We start from the raw sequence: 22,152 nt of genomic DNA on the forward strand, positions 1-22,152 counted from the left end.
CTAAACAACTGCCACTGCTGCGGATTTTAACTGATCGTGGAACCGAATTCTGTGGCAAGCCGGAGTATCATGAGTATGAATTGTATCTTCAAATCGAAGGAATAGAACACTCAAAAACGAAAGCCCGCAGCCCTCAAACCAATGGTATCTGTGAACGTTTTCATCGCACCATTCAGGAAGAATTTTATGCAGTAGCGTTCAGAAAAAAAATATACACCTCCGTAGATCAAATGCAGCAGGATCTTGACCAATGGCTAAGACACTACAATGAAGAGCGGACACACTCAGGTAAATACTGCTATGGCAAAACGCCCATGCAAACTTTTATTGACAGTGTGCATTTAGCCAAAGAAAAACGTATCGATGAACTCTTGGAAAAAGACGCTAACTTTAGCATGTCAGAAGAAGCGGAAGCAGGCTCTGCTGAGGAGCAACCTGCCAGGAATATTCTGACCGATGAAAATAATAAAGCGGTTGATCAAAACCCAACCACTTTTAACCAATAATTTTTATCGCATATGCCTTAAAAAAACCTGCTCTAAATTTAACCGGTTGTCAGATTAAGTAGTAGCAATTACATATTAACAAAATATGGCGGAACCGAAAAGTCTATGAGTAGGACTACATCCATCAAATCCGCATCCCTCTTGTTTTAACATCATCTTGTTTTTTCTTCGGCAAAAGACTCTTAGTGTTTTGGGATATGCCAGGCTCCATTTTTACTACCGGTGCTTCGATAGTTATTTCAGCAGCCTCATGCTGTTTCATCTGATTCTCCTGTATCTTCAGCATAATCTCCCTTTCCAATCTTGATACATCTTTCTTCAACTGCCCTAATTCATCTTCCTTATCAAAAGGCTTTGCCACGATCTTTTCCAGCATTGGAATGTTTTGGTTCAGCTCACTCAGTACTCTTTGATATTTTTCTTTTAAACTTTCCACCCGGTCAATTGCATTTAAAAAGTATCGGGCCGCAAGCTTGGGGTTGTCAATATTGATATGCCCCTGGTTCCAAGAGTATTTAATGCCGGTCTGTTTATTCTCGGCATAAAATACATTATTGTATTTGTATTCAAAGAAGCCTTTGTCCTCATAAGTTTCTTTTTGCCTGCGGATAAATAAATCAAAGCCATACAGTTCTCCAACCTTTTTATTATCATCGTCACCAATATCAGGTTTCCAGGCTGTGTAGAGACGGATTAAATGCTTGCCGATAGTTTCTGCATCTGCATTATTTAGACCTTCGAGATGAACAGGATTAATCTTTATTCCGTCTTTATCATACTGTAACTGACTTTTGTATTGCTTTTCATCTATACTCAACTTGTCTAAAGTTTGCAGTGTTTTACTTTTATCTTCCTGAAGATTTTCTAATTTAAACCTTGACCGGAATGTTTCTTTATGGTGGGCATTGCGTAAACTCTCCAATACTGCAATCTTCTTTTCCATCTTCGATTTCTCCAGCAGTGTAGTATCTCCGGATAAGATGGCGATGTATTCAGAAAAGTTCATACCACTCTTTTCATCAATGCTTCCTTCATCAATTGTTCTTACATTCAGTTCGCAGTTCTTCATCTGGCTGATGAAGGTTTGTTTATTTTTTAACAGGTTGAACTTGTAATTATCCAATGACTGCTCAACAGCATAAATAAAGTTCTTAACCTTATTATTGTAAAACTCCTTTGCAACAATATTCCCCTGCCTTGCTCCACGGCCATCTCGTTGTTCCAGTTCAGAGGGCTTCCAGGGAATATCCAAATGATGCATGGCAACTACTTTCGATTGAACATTCAGTCCTGTACCTGCCTTTTCTGTGCTGCCTAATAAAATGCGTATATCACCATTGTTCATTTTACGAAACAGTTCAGGTTTTTGCTTATCTGTCCAGTCATGTATGAATGTGATATGATGGGCAGGAATTTTAAAATCATTGATTAGCTTTTCTTTCAGAGCATCATAAATGTTAAACTCATCAGGCTTTGGCGTACCAATGTCACAAAATACAATTTGAGTGCCTTTGTGTTCCTTGCTTTGCTCATATACTTCAGCTACTTTTCTTGCACAAACATTTACCTTATTATTAGGATGGTCACTGTATTTTTCAGCATCAATCAACCTCATATCGGCTGCCATTTTCTTAGCATAATTCGTAGCAATCAGCATACGGCCTTTATCTTCTTCATCTGTCAGTCTTGGCCTGCCAATTAATTCACCATCACCGGTTTTGGCAAATTGCATCAGTCGTTTTGTAAATTCCTGTTGTTCTGGTGTTGGTGGAATATTGATTAACTGTTCATCAATTTCAGGTTTATCAAGGTTAATATGCTTTGCTGTTTTATAATCTGTAATCTCGTTATAGAATAAAGCCAGCTCTGGCACTTTAATAAAGTGACGGAACCTTTCTTTCGCAATAATTTCATTGGTAACTGAAAATTCAAAGTCAGTTGTCTTTTTTGCAAACACGGCTGCCCAGGCATCAAAATTTTCAATCCGCTGTCGTTCCATTTCCTTTGGACGTAGGTATTTAAACAGCAGGTACATTTCAGTAAGGCTGTTACTGATAGGTGTGCCAGAAAGAAATGTAACACACAGGTCGCTGTTAAATCTTGTTTGCAGTTCCCGAACGGCAAACAGCATATTTAATGCTTTCTGGCTTCCTTCTTTATTTCCCAGGCCAGCAACTCTATCATGTCGTGTAGTGTAAGTAAGATTTTTATACTTGTGGGCTTCATCTACAAATAAATGGTCAATACCCAGTTCCCGAAAGTTAATACCTGCATCTTTCTTTTCTTCAATACTTTTTCTCAATTCCTGAAGTTTAACCCCAAGATTTGTTTTGCGTATTTCCAGACCTTTCAACATTCGCCTGCTAATTTCACCACCCATTTCTTTTATGGTATGCAAATCCCTTTCTACATTGTCAAGCTCCGCTTCAAATATTTGCTTTTGTATTTCAGGGCTTTGGGGAATTTTTCCAAACTGGTCATGAGTAAGAATAATGCAATCCCAATTATTATTTTTTATTTCATTAAACAACCGCATCCGTTTAGCCGGTGTAAAATCATTTTCATCCGGTGACAGTATCCTTGCATTGGGGTAAGCTTTTCGGTAAGTTTCTGCAATTTGCCGCACATTAGCTTTAAGTGCAAGAATCATTGGCTTGTTTACAATCTTCAGCCGCTTCATTTCATGGGAAGCTACCACCATTGTCAATGTCTTTCCTAAACCAACTTCATGGTCAATCAATGCTCCACGATTTTGCACAATACGCCAAACGGAGTTTTTTTGTGAACTGTACAAATCATCAATAGCCAATCTTTTTCTATCCAACCCCGGAAACTGCAAATGGTTGCCGTTATACTCTCTCAGCACATAGCAATTAAAGGTGTCGTTGTATAATGCTTCAAGTTCCTTTTTATCGTTATCAGGTAATTCTTTCAGCCAGTCAATAAAACCGTTGCGTATGGATTCTATTTTTTGATGTGCTAATTGTATAGCTTCACTATCCGGCACACGGATTCTTTTGCCAGCTACCTCTATTTCATAAGTATAGAACGGCGTAGTATTTTCTAAGGCATATTCCAACAAGGCATCGCCATAAGTTGGCCGACCGGCTTTTGTGGTAACAGCATACTCCTGGTTAATTTTGGCATTGGTGAGCTTTGCTTTTACTTTGAAAGTATCTAAAGAAGAAAAATAATTTACTTCGGTATTGAGTTCAAACAAGTGTGAAGCAAAACGATTGTAGTAGTCAAGGGGAATCCACCTTTCTCCCAAATTAAAATCAAGCAATTCAAATGGAATTTTTTCGGGTTGTACTTTTTGTATTGCTGTAAGACTTTCTAGCAGTTGCAGATTATCGGGATTCTTCTCTGCAACTTCTGTTGCAATTCGCAACTTACTTACCACATTACCACTTAAGAACTGGTCGGCTGTTTCCCATTCATTATTAGCCGGATTAATGTAAATATGGTTACCCAGAGCGGCAATGGTTTCAGGTTCTGTATTGTCTGTTGCTGCAGCAATAAACTCCATATCCACCTTGCCTTTATCATTCAGGCTTTTTGCCAGGGCTTCTAAAGGATTGTCGGTTGTATAAACTTCCTGTTTCGGTAATAAGGATTGAGTAAGAATATCAGACTTAATAAACTGTTCCCCTTCTTTTCGTTCGATTGAGGAAAGCATGGTTAATCCAAATGCTTCATCTTTAAGAATCCTTTGCCGATTAGCAGCAGCGTTTAGTAGTCCATATCCTTTAATCAATGCTTCATATCCTTCGTTTAAATCTTTTCTCAAATTTTCATCTGCTGCAATACCTGTGTTTTCCTTTTCTGTAAGGGATAAATACATATCCCTTATGTTGGTATATTGCTGATAAAAACCAAGGTCTTTTTTATCTTGCAGGCTGGGCATAAAAACAGGCTCGTTATCATCGAATGCCAGGTAAGAAACAAAGCCAACCCTGTTGTTATGTACAATCAGTGTACCTTCTTTAAAAAGTGGATTTATATTCTTCAATGTTTCCAGCCTGTCAACTTCTCCCAATGAAACATGAAACACTGCTTCACCATCGTTATAAAATTGCTCGTCATATTTTTTGAGTGAATTGGTTAAGCCAGCCAATTCATGCTGAAGTAAAGCTGCATTCATCCAATTAGCGGAGAACTGTAATTCATCAGTATTGGAGTAAAGTTTATATACATATTGTTTGAAGGCAGTTGATTTTGCCGTCATTAAAACAATCAATTCATGTTCCGGTTTGTCTTTCGTTCGGATGATATTTAAAATTCTCGCGGTCTTTTTATCAATTACTGTTGCATCCAACGGATTGATATAAGCCGCAGCCCGGTTTACAATAGTTGCTGAACCGGTATCAAACAAACCCAACTGAACTGAAGAATTATCGGATTTGTTTTCAGGCATATCCGTGTAAGTAAGCTGTTTGCCTTTCGGCTTTTCAATTTGTGTAATTGCCTGATTGAAATTTTCATAATTAAATCTTTTATCAAACCCTTCGTTGATAGTTCTGCTTAAAGCTGGAGCAATCAAATTAATGTCGCCGGTTTGCCAGATAGTTTCATGTGCTTTACCATATTGGTCTCTGCCGGGTTTTATCTGGTTACCGAGAATAATTTCAGGATGAAGAACGATGAAATGATTGTGGTGATAGTTACCAAATTCGTTTTGTTGTTCAACTGTTTTAGTTAACTGTTTTTCTTCTTCTGAAAGAGATTTTTTAGTTTGATTCTTTTGAACAATCAGCAAATGGCTTGGAGCTTCGGTATTGCCTGTATCTTTCATCAGGTTATCCGGCATTACATTCAAACTAATAAAATCCGAACGGGTAAAAAGATATTCCCTGGCGATTTGGTTAGAGCGGCTGTTTAGGAAGGCATCGGTAGTGATATAAGCCATTACACCACCGTCTTTCAGCTTATTGAGCCCCTTTACAAAGAAGTAATTGTGAATTTTATCCTTCAGCTCTTTTTCCTGCATGCTTTCATCATACACTTTAAAATTGCCAAAGGGAATATTGCTTACGATTAAATCGTACTGGCTGTTTTCTGAACCCGAAGTTTCTTGAAAGCCTTTTATTTGAACGGAAGCAGGAATGGATAACGAACTACTTAATGCGGTTAATACTTTACCAGTAAGAAAATCTTTCTCAATAGCATTGACTTTTTGCAATGATGGAAATGCAGCAACTGCTTCCGTTACAAACACACCAGCACCACTGCTTGGTTCATACATAGCAGTAGGTTCAATACCCTTCTCTTTTAAAACACTAAATAGTGTTTGCGGAATTATTTCAGGAGTGTAAAAAGCAGTGAGAATACTGTTACGGATAGAATCAATTGCATCTTCATATTCTTTCTCACCAAGTTTTTGCTGCAATAGTTCATGCAGTTCAATTATTTGCGGATATAGTTTTAAATCTTCTTTAGAAGCATTTTGCTTCTTCCATTCTTCTTTGGATGCCTTTTGAAACAGAATTGCTTTTAATCCACCGAAGCCGGAATATTTCTTCAAAGCAGAAAGCTGGTCAAAAGACAATTTATTTTCTTCCGACCAGTTCAACGCAATACGAATAGCTTCAATATTGTCTTTAAGTTTTTGCTGACTGTTGTAACTCATTGCTCACAGATTCATTCACACGGTTACTTTCCAGGTATTCACTTACTGCGCCGGTTATGGCATAGCGGATAAACTGATTGTCCTCATTTTCTTCGGCAAACACCAGGTCATCAAAAGTGGAATTACAAAAGCTAATCATATTGACAACCTCATGCTGAAGCAATCCCGATTGAAGAAGTTGCTTATAGTCATTTTCAAATTCCGTTTCCAGGATATTCAGTATGTAGTTGTATCTCGATGGACGTAATTCTTTTGTAATTTCCTGCAGGCAAGTTTCCACAATAATATATTCAGGCCGGCTGCTATTCTTTAACTGCTTTATTAATGGCCCGGCGGTACTTACCTTGTCATACAGCCAAACACGGAGTTTATCTTTAGCTTCTAAATCAAAAAGTATATCAGGATTATTATCCCTGATATACTCCAGTAATTTGCCAATCAAGATTTCTTTCATACAAAATGGGTTTATACTCCAAAGAATGAACGGATAACGGTGGCCACTATCACCAGGAATACGCAACTGCCAAACCATGCGGCTGCTACTTTACCTGTATCATGGTCGCCGCTATTCCATTTCTGGTACACTTTTACGGCACCTATCAACCCCACAATGGCGCCAACTGCATACATTAGGTTTACACCGGCAGCAAAATAGCTTCGTACTTTGGTGTTGGCTTCATTAATACCAGCGTTGCCATCCTGCGCTAGCACTGATACAGTAAGGAACAGTAATAAAATGGACAGTGTTCCGCAAATCACCCTTTTTCTTTCAATCACTTTTTTCATACACACATTAATTTTGAGAAATAAATAATAAAAAAGAATGCTTCACTATACTTAACCCATCGCACTTGATTTTCCTGCACACAGATAATGAAGCATTACTTTTCAGCGCCAGATATGTTGCATATCTGTTGCTGTAAATCTTCCAGCAAAATATTGATTTAGTAAACCAGATATTGTTGTTTCCACTGCCATTTTGTTTTCATCACTTTTTAAGGCTGGATATTTCTCCAATATCATCTTAACAGCAAAACAAATTTCCTTTTTTGGGGCCTCCAGCTTTATTTCAGCCAAGTAAGCATTCACTTCATCCCAAAATGGTTGAAGTATACCATTTATTTCATTAACAGGTTCCTTTGGTAAAAAATCAGCATGATTACTTACTGAAAACTGTTTTTTGATTTCTGCAACAGGAATTGCTATACCTGTTTCGTCTATTTTTCTTATTCCTATCAGGCGAAGTATTTCCCAACGAAAATATTTGTAAGCTACATAGACGTAATAGCAAATTAAGGCAAACAACAGAGCTGTGATGTATTGACCCCATGATATTAATTGTAACATAATACTGTCAATCTTTGGTTATGAATTTGTATCTATAAAAGGAATACAAAAACATTTCCAAAAACTGCGAATTTGAGATAGGTACAGTAGGACTACCTGAAGGATGAAAAAAGCCTGGAAGCGAAATCAATCATACTCCGTCATAAGTAATTCGGAAGGGGAGATTTCTAATGCCTTTGCTAATTGCAGGATTGTAGTAAACGTTATATTGATTTGGCCTTTTTCAATTTTTGAAATCTTGCTGTTATCAATATCGCAAGCATACGACAGCTCACGGAGGCTTAGTTTTTTTGCTTCCCGAAGCCTTTTAATATTTGAACCCAACTTTTTTAAATTGCCTTTGTCGCTTTGCCGAATCATAAAAAAAAATGAGTTGGCAAGATGACCTAAACAGGCATAATAATTGCGGTCTAAAAAGGCCGCAGTTAATAATTACTTACAAGTTTTAGCAATGAATGAAGAATTATTTAGAAGAAGTCCCCTATCAAATCATCTCTTTACTCCAGAGTTTCAAGATATGTGTGACCGCCTTTGTTTTAAGAATATGGGCCAAATACTAAATTGGCCGGTAAGCCAGCTACTAAACTTAAGTGGATTTACATATCATCATTACCAGGAACTGTGGAAGTATCTTGATAAAAATGGCCTTACCAGGCTAATCAAATTTTAATTGAATATTCTGTTTCGCCGACAGAAATGAGGCGCTTACAACTTTCCCAATATATGAATCCACTTTTGGAGCATTTCTTTCATCATACCTATTGTTGCTTTATCAGGGGCATGATATTTTGTTTCCAGACTGCCAAATGAAATTTCTTCCCGTTGCAAAGTGGTGAAGGTTTTGGCGACAGTTCGTAACATGGGAGCCATAGTACGGTTTACAATTATTTTATCAACTACCAAAAGCCTAATGAGTAAGCCCAATTTTGCAACCGATAGTGTTGTATTGATTTTGTTTTCGGGGTCAATTCCTGATAAGTTGGCTACCTGCATAAAATTCCCTGCCTCACAATACTTTATTTCTTCTGCTATCCATGTGCTAACCTGTTCCTTCAGCGAAGGCATATTATCGTCAAAGCAATAGTTTATCCTGAAAGGTAATTGATTAATACTTTTTAGTTCAGACCGAAGCAGGTTTATTTTCTCCGATTTTGATGCAAGTGGGGTTAACAGGTTCACTAATCTGTCAAACTCATAAATCACAAACCCGGAACAGTTGAAATTAAAATAGTACAATATGTTTCTTATAGAAGAACTGGTAAAGTTATATTCTTTTAGCAGTTCTTGCAGAAGTTCCTTTTCGTAGAACAACTGACGATAAGTGACATTGTGCTGATGACTTTCTGTTGGCTCCATGAAATGATTGTTTATTACTTCAGATAGACCAGTATCAGCTGGCATTGAACTACTCAATACATGTTTTAATTTTTCAGCAAGACTATTTATTTCCTTATTGTAAATAGTTGCAAGCGCCGCAGGTACTCTCTCATTTTTGTCAAAATACTTTCCAAAAAACTCTTGAACAAAGTATATTGTTTTTAGCAGGACCTGTATGAATGATACCACTGAATCACTTGTGGTTTTATTCAGATTTGTGTTTGTGTAAACTGAAAGATGGTCGAGTAGTCTCGTTGCCATCATCTGAACCATTCGGATAAATTGCTCCTTGTCCTTCGCAGCATTTCTGCCAATCATTTCATCGAGAATGAGTCGTTGCAGATTTTCAGCTATATTGGTATGCTGGTTTAATAAAGTCCCAATTATGTGAATTTCCTGACTGCCAGAAGGATTATCTCCATATTTTAATGTATTACTTAGCGAATTACTCCATTGGTGAAGTATTTCCGTGGCTGATGTCAACTCCATTTTTCCCGTTACTTCCGCATCAGAAGCAACGCCATTCTCTCTTTTTGACATAATGATTGATTTGGTATAAACAATACCAATTCAACTATCAAAATATAAACCTAATCCAATACGTAAATCTTACTATTTCACTGCGTAAAATTGACTATTTTTTGCTTTTCTGCTTGCTACGCATTTTATACCATATCCAGTTTCCTGCTCAGTTCTAAGCGATTAGATACCTGCGCCTTTTCAAATATATTCTGTACATGTTTTGCAACAGTCCTTTCCGCAATAAACAACATTTCAGCAATTTGTTTATGCGAATACCCTTTGTAAACGAGTATAACAATTTCAATTTCTCTGGTTGTAAAGCTATACAATTTGCAATTTTGTGTAAGTCTCTCTTCCCGGCTAATCCTTTCCAATTCCTGTGTACGTTTTCTCACCTCTTCCTGTAATTGCTCATTCCATTTAAGCAACTGTTCTTCAGAAGTAATCAGCCGTTCATGCTCTTCCCGTAACCGAACGATATGCTGTTTCAATTGCAGCGCCAGCAATAAAAGAAAACCAGTATTTGTTGTAGTAGCTTCCACTGCCTGTCCCAAGTTGAAGTAGTCAATAATAGGTAATCCAACCCAGGGTGTCAGGCTCAGGAAAAGAACAGCAACTTCTTCTTTCGCCCCTCTTATACTAAAATCATTTTGATACTTAACTTTTACGCTACTTATCAATGTGAAAATTACCCATAGCGCATAAATAACCGGAATAATAAGCAGGTTTTTTGCAGTATCCAGATTACCGGACGCAGCGAAGAGAGTTACAAATACTATGTAAGGCAAAACAAGAAAAAATACGACTCCCCGGTACGCATGAAATTTCATTTTTTCAAGTGCAAAAGATTTATGAACATAATACGGAAAATAACAGGGGGTAATAAAGCCGGTTCCATAGGCTATAGATTCTTGTATAAAAAAAGAACCTGGCAAATTAGGGTCAGGCAAAAAGCCACCAGTAACATTGTAAAGAATAAGCAACAGGATAAGGGCAATATTAAGTTTAGTTGATTTATCATCTGGTCTTGCAAACCGGTAGATGACTAGGTAAAACAGAATAACTGTTTCTATACAAATAAACAGAAACGTTATCACATGCATTTGGGTACCAGACAAAAGCATAACCTTATATGTTTGTTACGGCCTTTTCATACAATACAGCTTGTATCCAAAATCCAATTCCTGGTATATTTTGAAACCATGTTTGTCATACCAGGGGATGTTTTTTAGAGTGGATGTTTCAAGGCAAATAGTTTTTTTCTCAGAAATTCCCTTTTGAATAATTTCATTGAGGAGTTGGCTACCAACCCCATGTCCTTGTTCTGATGGTTGAACACCTATAAACCATAAATAATAAATAGCTTTTCCTGGATGAATCTTACTGATGGCAGATTCCCGGCTAATGACTTTTTTAATATTTGATAACCCTATTACGGAAAGAGCCATTTTTATGTCCAGTAAAATTGATTTTATTGTAACTTTTTTTCTATCAGGCATAACAATCAAAGCACATCCATTTCTATCATCTGAAATAAAAACATCACCAAATAAATTGCAGATATCAAATGAATATTCCATCAGTTCTCTTATACGCTGCTCTCTTTTTTCATCCTGTTTAATTATGTAATTGACGCTTTTGTTATCAATAAAAGACCGGGTTAAAATGTCAGCTACCAACTCCCTGTCATTTAATGTTGCTCTCATCATAGCTCAATTGGTTGTCTATAAATTATTGACACTCAATTTTTATACCGATTTTGGCATTACCATGCTTTTGTTCTATAATAATGCTGGAAATCAGACCTTACTCTAAACAACCTTCCCAAATACAGCCATAGCCTTGCTTAAAATTGCGATATTGCGGTGTAGAAATACTGATAATTTAATGCATTCTTACAGTAAGTATATACCCTTATGACTTTATTTATAAAGAACATGGTTTGTCACCGTTGTGTAATAGCCGTTAGCCAGGAACTTGAAAAGTTAAACTTGAAAGCTGTCCGGATTAATTTGGGCGAGGTTGAATTAAAAAAGTCACCAACAAAAAAACAAATAAGTCAATTATTTGAAAGATTGAATTTTTTAGGATTTGAAATACTGGATGACCAGAAACAAAAACAGATTGAAAGAGTTAAAGGCTTATTGATTAAAAAAGCACAATCGGCTGAAGTGGAAGGGCATTTCAGTATCACAGATTTTTTAAGCAAAGCTTTGCACAAAGACTATAGCTATATTTCCCGATTGTTTTCCGAAGTTGAAGGAATTACAATTGAGCAGTTCTTTATCCTGCAAAAGATTGAGAAAGTAAAGGAGTTAATCATCTACAATGAAATGAATCTGAGTGAAATTTCATATCAGTTAGGATATAGCAGTGTAGCACACCTTTCTGCACAGTTTAAGAAAGTAACCGGACTTACGCCAAGCCATTTTAAAAAGGCTGGCGGCAGGCATAGAAAGTCTATTGATTCAGTCTAATATGAGCAAAATCATATAAATCTTTACCATAACTATATAAACCCCATTATAAGAAAGTATGTAGCTTTGTAAAATAGCCGACAAGAGTAGCTGGTGGCGTGAAATATCTTTGTTCTCAGTTTCGTTAATATATAAATGAAAAAAGTTGCCCTCATATTATTGATTTGTGTTTATGGCCTTTCCAGCTTTGGAGTGGGTATAAGGCAATTCTATTGCTGTGGCAAACTAAAATCAACCACTATTAGCTTTGTGCAGGAGGTTAAAGGAAAGTGTGGTATGGCAGATGAAAAAGGTGGATGCTGCCAAACAAAGTTTAAAAGCTTAAAAATACAAGACAGCCATATTGCCGCTGATGATATAACCACTTCTGTAAAGCATTTTACCGGCCTGAATTTATTTACGCTTTCTTTTGAAATAATGACATTGGCAACTAAGCCAATGAATGTGGCAAATACAAGCCATGCTCACCCGATACATCATGGCATTTCTTCTTACATTTTTAATTGCAATTTCCGTATTTGATTCCCTTCTTGTTTAATACCCGGCATTCTGCCGGTAGTGGGTATATCATTAATAGCCTTTTCAAATTCAATTTTACTGCTTATAAAATAAACAAGCCTGCGTGTAGCAGCCCCTAGTTTCGATTATTCACAATAAAAATTAAATAAAATGAAAAAGATTCATTTATTATTTGCAATTCTGGTCGCATGTGCAACATTTCAATCTGCCAATGCACAAAGTGATAAATCACAAAGAGAGATTGGTATAAAAACACAGAAGATAAAAGTATCCGGCACATGCAGTATGGATAAACGTCGTATTGAAACTGCAGCATATACTGTAGATGGTATAAAATCCGCCGTGTGGAATGAATATTCACAGGTACTTACTTTAAAATATAGTGTGTTTAAAAAAGATGCAGCCGACAATGTTCAAAAGAAAATTGCATCTGTTGGTAATGATACTGAGATGTACAGAGCTGATGACTCAGTGTATCAGAAATTGCCCGATTGCTGTCATTATCAACGAAAACAGTTATAAGTATTTAATCGGTATAAATAAAAATATAATTTTTCTAAAAGCACTGAGATACCTATTGTATTTCTCAGTGCTTTTAGGTTTTAAATGTATAGGAAATAATATCTCACTGCTATCCTAAAGATTATGAAGGATCGATATTTTGTATTACTTAGAGCTTACCAAAATTTTATAAAACAATCCCACAATTCTATAATATTTGACCGGCAATGAGGTGGTAATTTTGAGGCAGAAATAATTATACAATGACACATACTTATAACGTAAGCGGAATGACCTGCGGCGGTTGTCAGGCAAAAGTGCTTGAGCTTCTATCGAAAGTAACAGGCGTTAACAATGTCAGTATTGATTTACCAACAGGGAAAGCAATTATTGATATGGATAACCAAATTGCAATTGCAGAATTAGAGACTGCATTAAAAGATTATCCCAAATACAAGCTCTCCGAGACTAATCACCAACATAATGAAGTAATATTGCCTATATCTGAGGACGAATTAAAATCCTTGGTGCAAACCTACAAACCTATACTGCTGATTTTTGGTTACATTACCGTCACCACATTGCTGCTGGAATGGATGCAAGGAGATTTTGTATGGATGCGTTGGATGAATCATTTCATGGCAGAATTCTTTTTGGTTTTTTCTTTTTTCAAATTGCTTAATCTGAAAGGATTTGCTGAGAGTTACCGTATGTATGATATTGTTGCCAAAAGGTGGGCTGCATGGGGCTATGTTTATGCATTTACTGAATTGGCTTTAGGCTTAGCCTTCTTAACCGGGTTCAATCCTATCCTTACCAACATCGTTACCTTTGCGGTGATGACGGTAAGTATCATTGGAGTTTTGCAAAGTGTTTTAAATAAACGCAAAATAAAATGTGCCTGCCTCGGTGATGTATTTAATTTACCAATGAGCACCATCACTATTATTGAAGACGCACTGATGATTGGAATGAGTGTAATTATGTTACTAACAATGCTGTAATGACTATAATAAAATCAATAGGACAGTTTTTCTGGAAAATATTCAAAGTGATTTTTGTGCGAAAGAAGGATTGCTGTAAATAACGTATTTTGCTGTTTTAACACACTTATGAACAGCAACTTTTCCCAAATCATCCAGCAGTATAAAGAAGATAAACAATCTGTTTTTAACACATGGTTTATTAATAATGAAGAACGGCTAAAGGCCTTTCGCTCCATCCGGCGTGGTGTAATGCAGGTGATTGATGATATTAAGAGCAAGAAATTTCCTAATGATTTTAAAGGCTCTTCTTTAGAATTTGTACTCACTTGTATCACCGAGCAAAAACAAGTATTTGAAGGAGCTTCCCATCCCTTTTACTGGAAACCAAAGTTGAGGATCCCTGATATTTATGAGAACGAAAATAATAAACTGGCTTTCGGGCAGTTTTTGGAAAACTGCCTTAATGCGAAATCAGAAGAACAAATACTGAAGGAAATTATCAAACTGGACAGTTTAAAAATAAAAGGACTTGGGCCTGCTGTTGCCAGTATCCTTTATTTTCTTCACCCCACTATCATTCCACCTTTTAATACTGCTATCATTAATGGTTTCAATTTTCTGTTTAAAGATAAAAAGAAGCTTGGTAGCTGGAGTGAATATCTAAAGTTGAGAGAAGTAATGATTGATACCAATAACCAGCAGCGTTCCGAATTATCATCAGACCTGGGAGCTATAGCAGGGCTGTTATTTGAAATAGGGACACAGAAATTAATTTTAGGCAGTGACGAATATTTATCTGAACCGGAACGTAAAAAACTGGAAAAATTAATCGAAAAAAGACAAGCGGATGTCCAGCAGGAAAAAGAAGAAGAAAACCTGCATACTGAAATGCAGTACCATTTGCTGAAAATTGGGAATGCTTTGGGCTATGATGTTATTTCAGCTTCCAACGACCGTTCTAGGTCGCATTGTGGCAACAATTTTTCATTTTTGAGTTTACAGCAGTTTCCTGAAATTAATCTGGATAAAGAAACATTAAATACAGTAAAATTGATTGATGTGCTGTGGTTTCAAAAAGGGACAAACAATGTTATCGCCGCATTTGAAGTGGAAAAAAGCACCAGCATTTATTCAGGTATTTTGCGCTTAACAGATTTGAGTTATACCATTGCAGATGGCGACGAAGTTTTTTATTTGATAGTGCCTGATAAAAGAGAGAAGGATGTTTGCCTGCAATTGTGCCGTCCTGCCATTAAGCAAAGCAATGTAGTTATCAAATACATTCTTTTTTCAGAACTCCGCAGCCATTGCGATGCTCTTTGTAAGTTTGGTGAAAGTCACCATATTATGGAGAAGATAGCAAAAACGGCGTGATTTTTATAAGTAAACCTTAACTTTATGACAAAAGTCATTGTTTTGAATGATTAACCTCTTTTTTTTCGAAAAAGGTTAACAGTAGTTTTACATTGTAAATTTCTTTTCAGTGAAAAAATTAGGGGCCATATTTCTTCTGATAGTTTATACCAGCACAGCGCTGGGGGTCTCCATTAATTTTCACTACTGCAGCGGGCATCTAACACATGTTTCCATTATCAATTTTGGCGGAAAAACCGGGTGTTCCTGCAACCCCGAAGCAATGCCGAAAGGCTGCTGCAAAGATAAGCTCGTTGTAAGCAAAGCAGACAACCACAATTCAACTCAGGCATACTTTATTGCAAATATTATTTCATTTGTACCTCATTTACCTCCCGTTAATTGCCTTCAAAATTTAATCTTAAATAGCGGCGGTTTTAATGCTAATAACTCCTGGACTAAATATGTCAAACGAAGTTGTACCGACCCCATTTACTTACTCATCAGAGTGTTTCGTATTTAATACCTTTCTTCCTGCATATTCTCACTGAGTATTTCTGGCTTCACGTCTTTCCATTAAAAGCAGAAATTGAGAATACACAATTGCATAATTAATTATAACTCTTTTCAAACGGTTTCTTGCCAGCATCCGGGCACTTGCAAGTGCACAGATGCATTAACTAAAAACAATTTTCAATTCCAGTAACACTTAAATTTAAAAAAATGAAATCGTTTAAAATGCTGATGATAGCAGCCTTAACCATCCTTACAGTTTCAGTTTTTGCTCAGGATTCAACCATGCAAAAAAACAAAAACAAAGAAACCGCTGAAGTAACATATGTATGTCCCATGCATCCTGATGTAATTATGGATAAGTCGGGGAAATGCCCAAAATGTGGCAGAAACCTTACTCCAAAAGAAAAAATGAAAATGGAAGTAGTTGGCCTTTATGAATGCCCTGCTCATCCAAATATTACAAGTGATAAACCCGGACAATGTTCAGTGTGTGGTTCTAAGATGAATCTTTCGCCCAAGGAAAAAATGAAAATGGGAGTAATGAAAACCTATACCTGTCCCATGCACCCCGAAGTAACCGGTAAAGAAGGCGATACCTGCCCCAAATGCGGTATGAAACTGGAGCATAACGACAACGCAACAGGTCCGGGTAATGTAACCATGCAGTTCAGTACCAGCCCTGCTTCGGTTAACCCCAACCAGGAAGTTACTTTATCACTTACACCCAAAATGAAAGACAAACCCAATGAACAAGTTCCGCTGGATGTGGAGCATACGAAAAAAATACACCTGATAGTAGTAAGTGAAGACCTTAGCTGGTTCAATCATATTCATCCTGAATTAAACGCTGATGGTTCTTATACAGTAAAAGAGAAATTCCCTTTCCCCGGAAAATACACCCTGTTTGCAGATTATAAACCAAGCGGTGCCAACCATACGGTAGATAATTTAAGTGTAACAGTAGCAGGTACTGTACCTGCAGCAAAAACTTATGGGGCAGATAAATTAAGTGGCGCAGCCGGTGATGGATTTTCTGTTTCACTTTCGCCTGAAGGTGGCAAGTTTTTAACCAATATGCCCATGCACATCAATGGTGTAATGATGCTGAATGGTAAAGAAGTAGATGTAAATACTTTAGAAGATTACCTCGGTGCAAAAGCACACATGGTGGTAGTAAGCCTTGCCGATAAAAAGTATTTACATGTGCATCCAAGTGTGGAAGGCGGCAAGTTTGACTTACACACAACATTTGATAAACCAGGTGTTTACCGTGGCTGGATACAGTTTCAAAGCAAGGGAAAAGTTTACACAAGTGACTTTGTTATGAATGTTAGTGAAGGTACGGCCGCTAACATGAAAGATATGAAGCATGATAGCATGGATATGAAAGAAATGAAACATTAATTTTTAAAAATAAAAACAAAGCAAAATGAAAGCATTAAAATTAAAGACAATTGTTGCAGTATTTGCAATGATGCTGTTAGGCATTACTACAACGTTTGCACAAAAGAATCCACACAATGTAGGTGTTGCAGGCAAAGGCCCACACGGTGGCACGGTACAGGAAGCTGACCCAAACCATGCAGAAATATTATTGAAGGATGGTATGCTGCAATTCTTTTTGCTGGATGGTGATGCAAAACCATTATCTAACAAAGGGATAACCGGCACAGTATTGCTGCAGTTTGCAGATGGTACTTCAAAAACTGTTGCTCTTATGCCAATGGGCACCGAGGGCTTTATGGCAGATGATGCCAAAGCGTCTACGTATGCCAATGCTATTGCAACATTTAAAGTAAATGGTAAATCAGTTTCGGCAAAGTTTAAAAATAAACCTGCCAAACCTGCCGATGCTCATCACCATTAATCATTTTATAAGAACACAGGTAACAAGTACCTGTGTTCTTATTCATCAAAAAAGAATAAAATGAAAAAGATATTAAGCGCTTTAGCAATTTGTTTAGTAGTGCTTTCTTCGTTTGCGCAAAGTAAAGAAGCAGGCACAGAGAGAGAAGCAATAAAACAGTTCGTGACAAAGGACAACAACTTACCGGTATCACCAAAAGCCAAAGACGAAGATGCCGTAAAGTTGGTATTAAAGCAATACAACAACGCCGTTGAAAAATTAGATGTTACCGGTACAGAAAAACTATTTACAGCGGATTCAAAAATGTATGAATCCGGCGGCAGTGAAGGCAGCTATGCTCACTATCTGGAACATCATCTTGCTCCTGAATTAAAAGAGTTCAAATCTTTTACTTTCAGCGATTACATAGTGGAAGTGCAGATAGATGGCAACTATGCTTTTGCCACCGAAACTTATAATTATACAATTATTGTGGCGAAAGATAATACCGAAGTAAAACGCAAAGGAGTAGCAACATCAGTTTTAAGAAAAGTAAAAGGAGAATGGAAAATTATGATTAACCACAATTCATCAAGAAAATAAGGATTTATAAAACTGTTTAGTATGGAAAATCAACATCATAACGATAATCATCCAACAGATACTTTTTACACCTGCCCTATGCACCTGGAAATTATCGAGAATAAAATGGGCAGTTGTCCAATTTGCGGAATGACTCTGATAGAAATAAAAAAATCTGTAGGTAAATCGCATCCTGAGAAACATGATTCGCAAGTTGTTGATATTTCTAAAAATCAGCACTCATTTCAAAAATATACCTGCCCAATGCACCCACACATTTTGAAGGATGCCCCGGGTAAGTGCCCATTATGTGGTATGACCCTTGAGCCGGTTGTAACCGCAGATTCGGATAGTGTTCATGGAAAGGACAATAAGCATAGTGGCATGATTGCTGATTTTCGCAAAAGGTTTTACACCGTGTTGGTTCTTACTATTCCAATAATGCTCTTATCGGAAATGATACAGCACTGGTTGAATATTCATATTAGTTTCCCAGGTTCAAAATATGTTTTGCTGGCATTATCCTCTGTCGTTTTCTTTTATGGTGGCTGGCCATTTTTAAAAGGATTGGTGGATGAAGCCAAAGCAAAAAATCCTGGTATGATGTTCCTGATTGGCTTTGCCATCACAGTTGCTTATGTGTATAGCGTAGCCATTGTGTTTGGCTTGCAGGGTATGGATTTTTTTTGGGAACTGGCAACACTAATACTCATCATGCTGCTGGGGCATTGGATAGAAATGAAATCGGTAGCAGGAGCATCAAGAGAATTGGAATTGCTGGTCCAGCTTATGCCTTCAGAGGCACACAAAGTAAGTGGGCAAATGACGGTGGATGTGAAAACAGACACCCTGAAAGAAGGCGATTTGATTTTAATAAAACCCGGAGAAAAAGTGGCAGCCGATGGAATCATTGCTGACGGTGAAACCTATTTGAATGAAAGTATGCTTACGGGAGAAAGTAAACCGGTACAAAGAATAAAAGGGGAAAAAGTAATTGCCGGTTCTATCAATGGCAATCGTGCTATTAAAGTTACGGTATCACATAGTGCTAAGGATTCATACTTATCACAGGTAATTAAGCTGGTACAGGATGCACAAAACTCCAAATCAAATACGCAACTCTTAGCAGATAAAGCAGCAAAATGGTTAACTATAATTGCATTACTTGCTGGGATTACCACATTTTTATATTGGTATTTAACGGGGCAATCGCTGGCATTTGCAATGGAGCGGATGGTTACTGTAATTGTTATCTGCTGCCCCCATGCTTTAGGCCTTGCTGTACCATTGGTAGTTGCCAAATCAACTGCATTGGCTGCAAAAAGTGGATTGCTGATTAAGAACCGAACAGCATTTGAAAATGCAAGAAAAATAACCACGATTGTATTTGATAAAACAGGAACATTAACTGTTGGCAAATTCCAGGTAATAAGATATGTATCGCACAGCGCAAACTTCACAAAGGAACAGGTACTACAATATGCTGCTGCACTGGAACAAAATTCAGAGCATCCAATTGCAACGGGTATTACTGCCAAGGCAAAAGAATTAAATATGGTTTTACCTGAAGTAAAGGGATTTGAAGCCATTACTGGAAAGGGAATTACCGGAATCATTGACGGTAAAGATGTAATGGTAGTTAGTCCTGGCTATTTAAAAGAAAAATTTACATTTCTTACAAAAGATGATACGGTAAAAGCTGAGGAAACATTGGTATTTGTATTAGTGGATGAAGATATAGCAGGTTCTATTGCGCTTGCTGATGAGATCCGCCCCGAATCTTTTGATGCAATAAAAACATTGCGTCAAAATAAAATCAAAACCACCCTGCTCACCGGCGATAATGCAGTTGTTGCGAAAGGAGTAAGCGAACGGTTAGGCATGGATGGTTTTATTGCAGAAGTGTTACCCCATCAAAAATTAGAGAAGATAAAAGACCTGCAAAGCAAAGGCGAATTTGTCGCCATGACAGGCGATGGCGTAAATGATGCGCCAGCTTTGGCAATTGCAGATGTAGGTATCGCTGTTGGCAGTGGCAGTGATATTGCAGCAGAAACGGCAGGAATTGTTTTAGTAAACAGCAATCCAAAAGACATTGTGAATCTGATTTTATTTGGTAAAGCTACTTACAGGAAAATGATACAGAATTTAATATGGGCTACCGGTTACAATGTTGTGGCATTGCCATTAGCAGCAGGCGTGTTATATAAGCAGGGTATATTATTAAGCCCCGCTGCCGGTGCTGTGTTAATGACATTGAGTACTGTAATAGTCGCTATTAATGCTATGACTTTAAAAATCAAACAGGGGTAATATAGGTTTATTCAAGTACAATGCTTTCAGACATAAAAACATATTATACCAACCTAAAACAGAAAATACTTCCGAACTTTTATATTGGTTTCGGAACGATTATTCTTTTGACAAGTATTGTATTGATTTTTGGTTTAACAATTTGGTGGCTGAATCAAAATTCTTCTTTACAACATATTTGGGAACCCTTTGCTTTTGATAAAAAAATACCTGCTTCCTTTTGTGAAAAAATTGGCATTAGTAACCCTGTGCGCCAGCCAATCAATACGTTCGGCAATATTATTTATTTAATTGCCTCAATAATTATTTTTAAAAGGAGTTGGAAAGAAAGACATAATGGCGATACTCATGACCTGAATACGGTTTATAGCTATCTTTTGGCCCTTATCCTTTTTTATGTTTTTTGTGCAAGTACATTTTACCATGCTTCACTCATAAATCTCGCACATAAATTTGATTACTCGGCTGTATTTTCATTTTCGCTTTTCCCGGTAATATTTTTTTTACACAGCCGGTGGCTTACCCGGAACAACAATCTATCAACATTACAAAAACGGCAATCATTTACCGTATCTTTTTTAACCTTTCTTGCAACTAATCTTTTTCTATCCTTTTTAATACCAAAAGGAAAAGAAAGTATTGCTGCACTTATAATCATACTGGTATTTTTGGGATTAGCCATCGTCAACATTTTAGCCAAACCTGGTTATCCGGGAAGACATTACCTTATTCTAAGCGTCAGCTCGATTCTGATTGCCTTATTGTGGTTTGAATTTGATAAAAACAAGGTTTTATGCAATCCCGGGAGTTATTTTCAGCCGCATGGTCTATGGAACATGTTTGTTGGCAGTTCTGCATTTTATTTCTTTTTGTATATCAATAGCCAACAAAAAAACAATTTAAAATGGCAGGGAAGAAATGAAAATCGTATAAATGAATAAAGCATCACTCAGATAAAAATTACAGTAATACCATCATACTTAAAAATGTAAAATAAAGAATTATGAAAAATAAAATTATCATCCCCTTAATGCTGCTGTTATTTACAGCGGCCGGATGCAGTACCGCCTATAATCTTACTTATGCTGACTATGATAAAAGTGTGGAATTCGCTAAGTATAAAACATTTTCCTGGATTCCGCACCAGGATAATGACAATACGCCTTACCACAACCAGATTATTTTCAATAATGCCATCAATTACTTTTCGCATGAACTTGCAGCCAGGGGTATGACAGTAGATAATGATAACCCCGATTTATTATTTGAACTAAAAGTAACGGAAAGTAAAAAAAGCAGAACAGAACAGGTTCGCTCAACAGTCCCAACCTATAACTATAATAATTCTTTCCAATACCGGGCTATTTCACCGCATAACCCATATTATAATGTAAATCCACGGGCATATTATTATAACAGGCCATTGAATTATAGTAATAATTATAATAGCTATACGTACGGTTATACTACCAAAATAGTAGAATACACCCGGGGCGGTATAACATTGAATGTAATAAACAGGAAACAAAATAAATTTATTTATACGGCTACTGTAGAAGCAGATTTGTACGACCCTGCTACTTTGCAAAATGACCTGCATCCTGCCATACACACACTTTTAGAAAATTATCCTGTAAAACCTCCTTCTAAAAAAAGAAAATAACGGAAAGTAGTAACC

The 22,152-nt window shown here is 36.9% G+C and carries 20 protein-coding genes and 1 pseudogene; 12 read left to right on the forward strand and 9 right to left on the reverse strand.

Annotation, left to right across the window (positions count from 1 at the left end):
- A pseudogene (locus A0F92_RS03210) lies at positions 1-371 on the forward strand (integrase core domain-containing protein); the annotation flags it as partial.
- A gap of 259 nt (positions 372-630) precedes the next feature.
- Here the strand turns inward: A0F92_RS03210 and A0F92_RS03215 are convergent.
- The 8 genes from A0F92_RS03215 to A0F92_RS03250 form a co-directional block, all read right to left on the reverse strand.
- Complete coding sequence (locus A0F92_RS03215; RefSeq protein WP_068241640.1) at positions 631-6,135, reverse strand: helicase-related protein; 5,505 nt, start codon at positions 6,133-6,135, stop codon at positions 631-633.
- Positions 6,107-6,589: a hypothetical protein gene (locus tag A0F92_RS03220; RefSeq protein ID WP_068241642.1), complete on the reverse strand. Its 483-nt coding sequence runs from the start codon at positions 6,587-6,589 to the stop codon at positions 6,107-6,109. The genes A0F92_RS03215 and A0F92_RS03220 overlap by 29 nt, the downstream gene beginning before the upstream one ends.
- 11 nt (positions 6,590-6,600) lie before the next feature.
- Complete coding sequence (locus A0F92_RS03225) at positions 6,601-6,921, reverse strand: DUF4134 domain-containing protein (protein WP_068241643.1); 321 nt, start codon at positions 6,919-6,921, stop codon at positions 6,601-6,603.
- A gap of 102 nt (positions 6,922-7,023) precedes the next feature.
- On the reverse strand, positions 7,024-7,482 hold the full coding sequence (locus tag A0F92_RS03230) for a hypothetical protein (RefSeq protein WP_068241645.1): 459 nt from the start codon (positions 7,480-7,482) through the stop codon (positions 7,024-7,026).
- 126 nt (positions 7,483-7,608) lie between these two features.
- A complete protein-coding gene (locus tag A0F92_RS03235; protein WP_068241647.1) occupies positions 7,609-7,842 on the reverse strand; it encodes a helix-turn-helix domain-containing protein in 234 nt (77 codons plus the stop codon).
- 345 nt (positions 7,843-8,187) lie between these two features.
- Positions 8,188-9,399 (reverse strand): hypothetical protein, encoded by a 1,212-nt coding sequence (locus tag A0F92_RS03240; RefSeq protein WP_068241649.1) that lies wholly within the window; start codon positions 9,397-9,399, stop codon positions 8,188-8,190.
- A gap of 125 nt (positions 9,400-9,524) precedes the next feature.
- Entirely contained in the window at positions 9,525-10,169 is a 645-nt protein-coding gene (locus tag A0F92_RS03245; RefSeq protein ID WP_167516781.1) for a LuxR C-terminal-related transcriptional regulator, read from the reverse strand.
- Between the two features lie 351 nt (positions 10,170-10,520).
- Complete coding sequence (locus tag A0F92_RS03250) at positions 10,521-11,090, reverse strand: GNAT family N-acetyltransferase (protein ID WP_068241653.1); 570 nt, start codon at positions 11,088-11,090, stop codon at positions 10,521-10,523.
- Between the two features lie 207 nt (positions 11,091-11,297).
- Here A0F92_RS03250 and A0F92_RS03255 point away from each other — a divergent pair, with 207 nt between their 5' ends.
- From A0F92_RS03255 to A0F92_RS03300, 10 genes are all read left to right on the forward strand, one after another.
- Positions 11,298-11,858 (forward strand): helix-turn-helix domain-containing protein, encoded by a 561-nt coding sequence (locus tag A0F92_RS03255; RefSeq protein WP_068241655.1) that lies wholly within the window; start codon positions 11,298-11,300, stop codon positions 11,856-11,858.
- Positions 11,859-11,993: 135 nt separating this feature from the next.
- The gene (locus A0F92_RS03260) at positions 11,994-12,380 is read left to right on the forward strand and encodes a hypothetical protein (RefSeq protein ID WP_068241657.1); all 387 of its coding nucleotides are present in this window, start codon (positions 11,994-11,996) and stop codon (positions 12,378-12,380) included.
- 147 nt (positions 12,381-12,527) lie between these two features.
- Positions 12,528-12,899, forward strand: coding sequence for a hypothetical protein (locus A0F92_RS03265; RefSeq protein ID WP_068241659.1), 372 nt, complete (start codon positions 12,528-12,530; stop codon positions 12,897-12,899).
- Between the two features lie 242 nt (positions 12,900-13,141).
- Positions 13,142-13,882: a heavy-metal-associated domain-containing protein gene (locus A0F92_RS03270; RefSeq protein WP_068241661.1), complete on the forward strand. Its 741-nt coding sequence runs from the start codon at positions 13,142-13,144 to the stop codon at positions 13,880-13,882.
- 108 nt (positions 13,883-13,990) lie between these two features.
- Positions 13,991-15,238, forward strand: coding sequence for a hypothetical protein (locus A0F92_RS03275; protein WP_068241663.1), 1,248 nt, complete (start codon positions 13,991-13,993; stop codon positions 15,236-15,238).
- Between the two features lie 109 nt (positions 15,239-15,347).
- The gene (locus A0F92_RS16115; RefSeq protein WP_068241664.1) at positions 15,348-15,740 is read left to right on the forward strand and encodes an HYC_CC_PP family protein; all 393 of its coding nucleotides are present in this window, start codon (positions 15,348-15,350) and stop codon (positions 15,738-15,740) included.
- A 200-nt stretch (positions 15,741-15,940) separates the two neighbouring features.
- Positions 15,941-17,137 carry a heavy metal-binding domain-containing protein gene (locus tag A0F92_RS15760; protein ID WP_068241666.1) on the forward strand — a complete coding sequence of 399 codons (1,197 nt, stop codon included), beginning with the start codon at positions 15,941-15,943 and terminating at the stop codon, positions 17,135-17,137.
- Positions 17,138-17,162: 25 nt separating this feature from the next.
- Positions 17,163-17,600, forward strand: coding sequence for a hypothetical protein (locus A0F92_RS03290; RefSeq protein WP_068241667.1), 438 nt, complete (start codon positions 17,163-17,165; stop codon positions 17,598-17,600).
- Between the two features lie 60 nt (positions 17,601-17,660).
- On the forward strand, positions 17,661-18,182 hold the full coding sequence (locus tag A0F92_RS03295) for a YybH family protein (RefSeq protein ID WP_081301256.1): 522 nt from the start codon (positions 17,661-17,663) through the stop codon (positions 18,180-18,182).
- A 21-nt stretch (positions 18,183-18,203) separates the two neighbouring features.
- A complete protein-coding gene (locus A0F92_RS03300) occupies positions 18,204-20,474 on the forward strand; it encodes a copper-translocating P-type ATPase (protein ID WP_253810110.1) in 2,271 nt (756 codons plus the stop codon).
- A 457-nt stretch (positions 20,475-20,931) separates the two neighbouring features.
- Here the strand turns inward: A0F92_RS03300 and A0F92_RS15480 are convergent, their stop codons facing one another.
- On the reverse strand, positions 20,932-21,156 hold the full coding sequence (locus A0F92_RS15480; RefSeq protein WP_143439185.1) for a hypothetical protein: 225 nt from the start codon (positions 21,154-21,156) through the stop codon (positions 20,932-20,934).
- Between the two features lie 321 nt (positions 21,157-21,477).
- Between A0F92_RS15480 and A0F92_RS03310 the strand changes: the two genes are divergently transcribed.
- Positions 21,478-22,137 carry a DUF4136 domain-containing protein gene (locus tag A0F92_RS03310; RefSeq protein ID WP_068241671.1) on the forward strand — a complete coding sequence of 220 codons (660 nt, stop codon included), beginning with the start codon at positions 21,478-21,480 and terminating at the stop codon, positions 22,135-22,137.
- Positions 22,138-22,152 lie beyond the last annotated feature (15 nt).

Source organism: Hydrotalea flava, from assembly GCF_001623405.1.
Lineage (GTDB): Bacteria > Bacteroidota > Bacteroidia > Chitinophagales > Chitinophagaceae > Hydrotalea > Hydrotalea flava.

Excerpts from the sequence above, each read along its gene's own strand:
- A0F92_RS03215 (WP_068241640.1), bottom strand. The coding sequence starts at position 6,135 with ATGAGTTACAACAGTCAGCAAAAACTTAAAGACAATATTGAAGCTATT.
- A0F92_RS03220 (WP_068241642.1), bottom strand. The coding sequence starts at position 6,589 with ATGAAAGAAATCTTGATTGGCAAATTACTGGAGTATATCAGGGATAAT.
- A0F92_RS03225 (WP_068241643.1), bottom strand. The coding sequence starts at position 6,921 with ATGAAAAAAGTGATTGAAAGAAAAAGGGTGATTTGCGGAACACTGTCC.
- A0F92_RS03230 (WP_068241645.1), bottom strand. The coding sequence starts at position 7,482 with ATGTTACAATTAATATCATGGGGTCAATACATCACAGCTCTGTTGTTT.
- A0F92_RS03235 (WP_068241647.1), bottom strand. The coding sequence starts at position 7,842 with ATGATTCGGCAAAGCGACAAAGGCAATTTAAAAAAGTTGGGTTCAAAT.
- A0F92_RS03240 (WP_068241649.1), bottom strand. The coding sequence starts at position 9,399 with ATGTCAAAAAGAGAGAATGGCGTTGCTTCTGATGCGGAAGTAACGGGA.
- A0F92_RS03250 (WP_068241653.1), bottom strand. The coding sequence starts at position 11,090 with ATGATGAGAGCAACATTAAATGACAGGGAGTTGGTAGCTGACATTTTA.
- A0F92_RS03255 (WP_068241655.1), top strand. The coding sequence starts at position 11,298 with ATGACTTTATTTATAAAGAACATGGTTTGTCACCGTTGTGTAATAGCC.
- A0F92_RS03260 (WP_068241657.1), top strand. The coding sequence starts at position 11,994 with ATGAAAAAAGTTGCCCTCATATTATTGATTTGTGTTTATGGCCTTTCC.
- A0F92_RS03265 (WP_068241659.1), top strand. The coding sequence starts at position 12,528 with ATGAAAAAGATTCATTTATTATTTGCAATTCTGGTCGCATGTGCAACA.
- A0F92_RS03270 (WP_068241661.1), top strand. The coding sequence starts at position 13,142 with ATGACACATACTTATAACGTAAGCGGAATGACCTGCGGCGGTTGTCAG.
- A0F92_RS03275 (WP_068241663.1), top strand. The coding sequence starts at position 13,991 with ATGAACAGCAACTTTTCCCAAATCATCCAGCAGTATAAAGAAGATAAA.
- A0F92_RS15760 (WP_068241666.1), top strand. The coding sequence starts at position 15,941 with ATGAAATCGTTTAAAATGCTGATGATAGCAGCCTTAACCATCCTTACA.
- A0F92_RS03290 (WP_068241667.1), top strand. The coding sequence starts at position 17,163 with ATGAAAGCATTAAAATTAAAGACAATTGTTGCAGTATTTGCAATGATG.
- A0F92_RS03295 (WP_081301256.1), top strand. The coding sequence starts at position 17,661 with ATGAAAAAGATATTAAGCGCTTTAGCAATTTGTTTAGTAGTGCTTTCT.
- A0F92_RS03300 (WP_253810110.1), top strand. The coding sequence starts at position 18,204 with ATGGAAAATCAACATCATAACGATAATCATCCAACAGATACTTTTTAC.
- A0F92_RS15480 (WP_143439185.1), bottom strand. The coding sequence starts at position 21,156 with ATGGCTAATCCCAAAAATACCAGTATGATTATAAGTGCAGCAATACTT.
- A0F92_RS03310 (WP_068241671.1), top strand. The coding sequence starts at position 21,478 with ATGAAAAATAAAATTATCATCCCCTTAATGCTGCTGTTATTTACAGCG.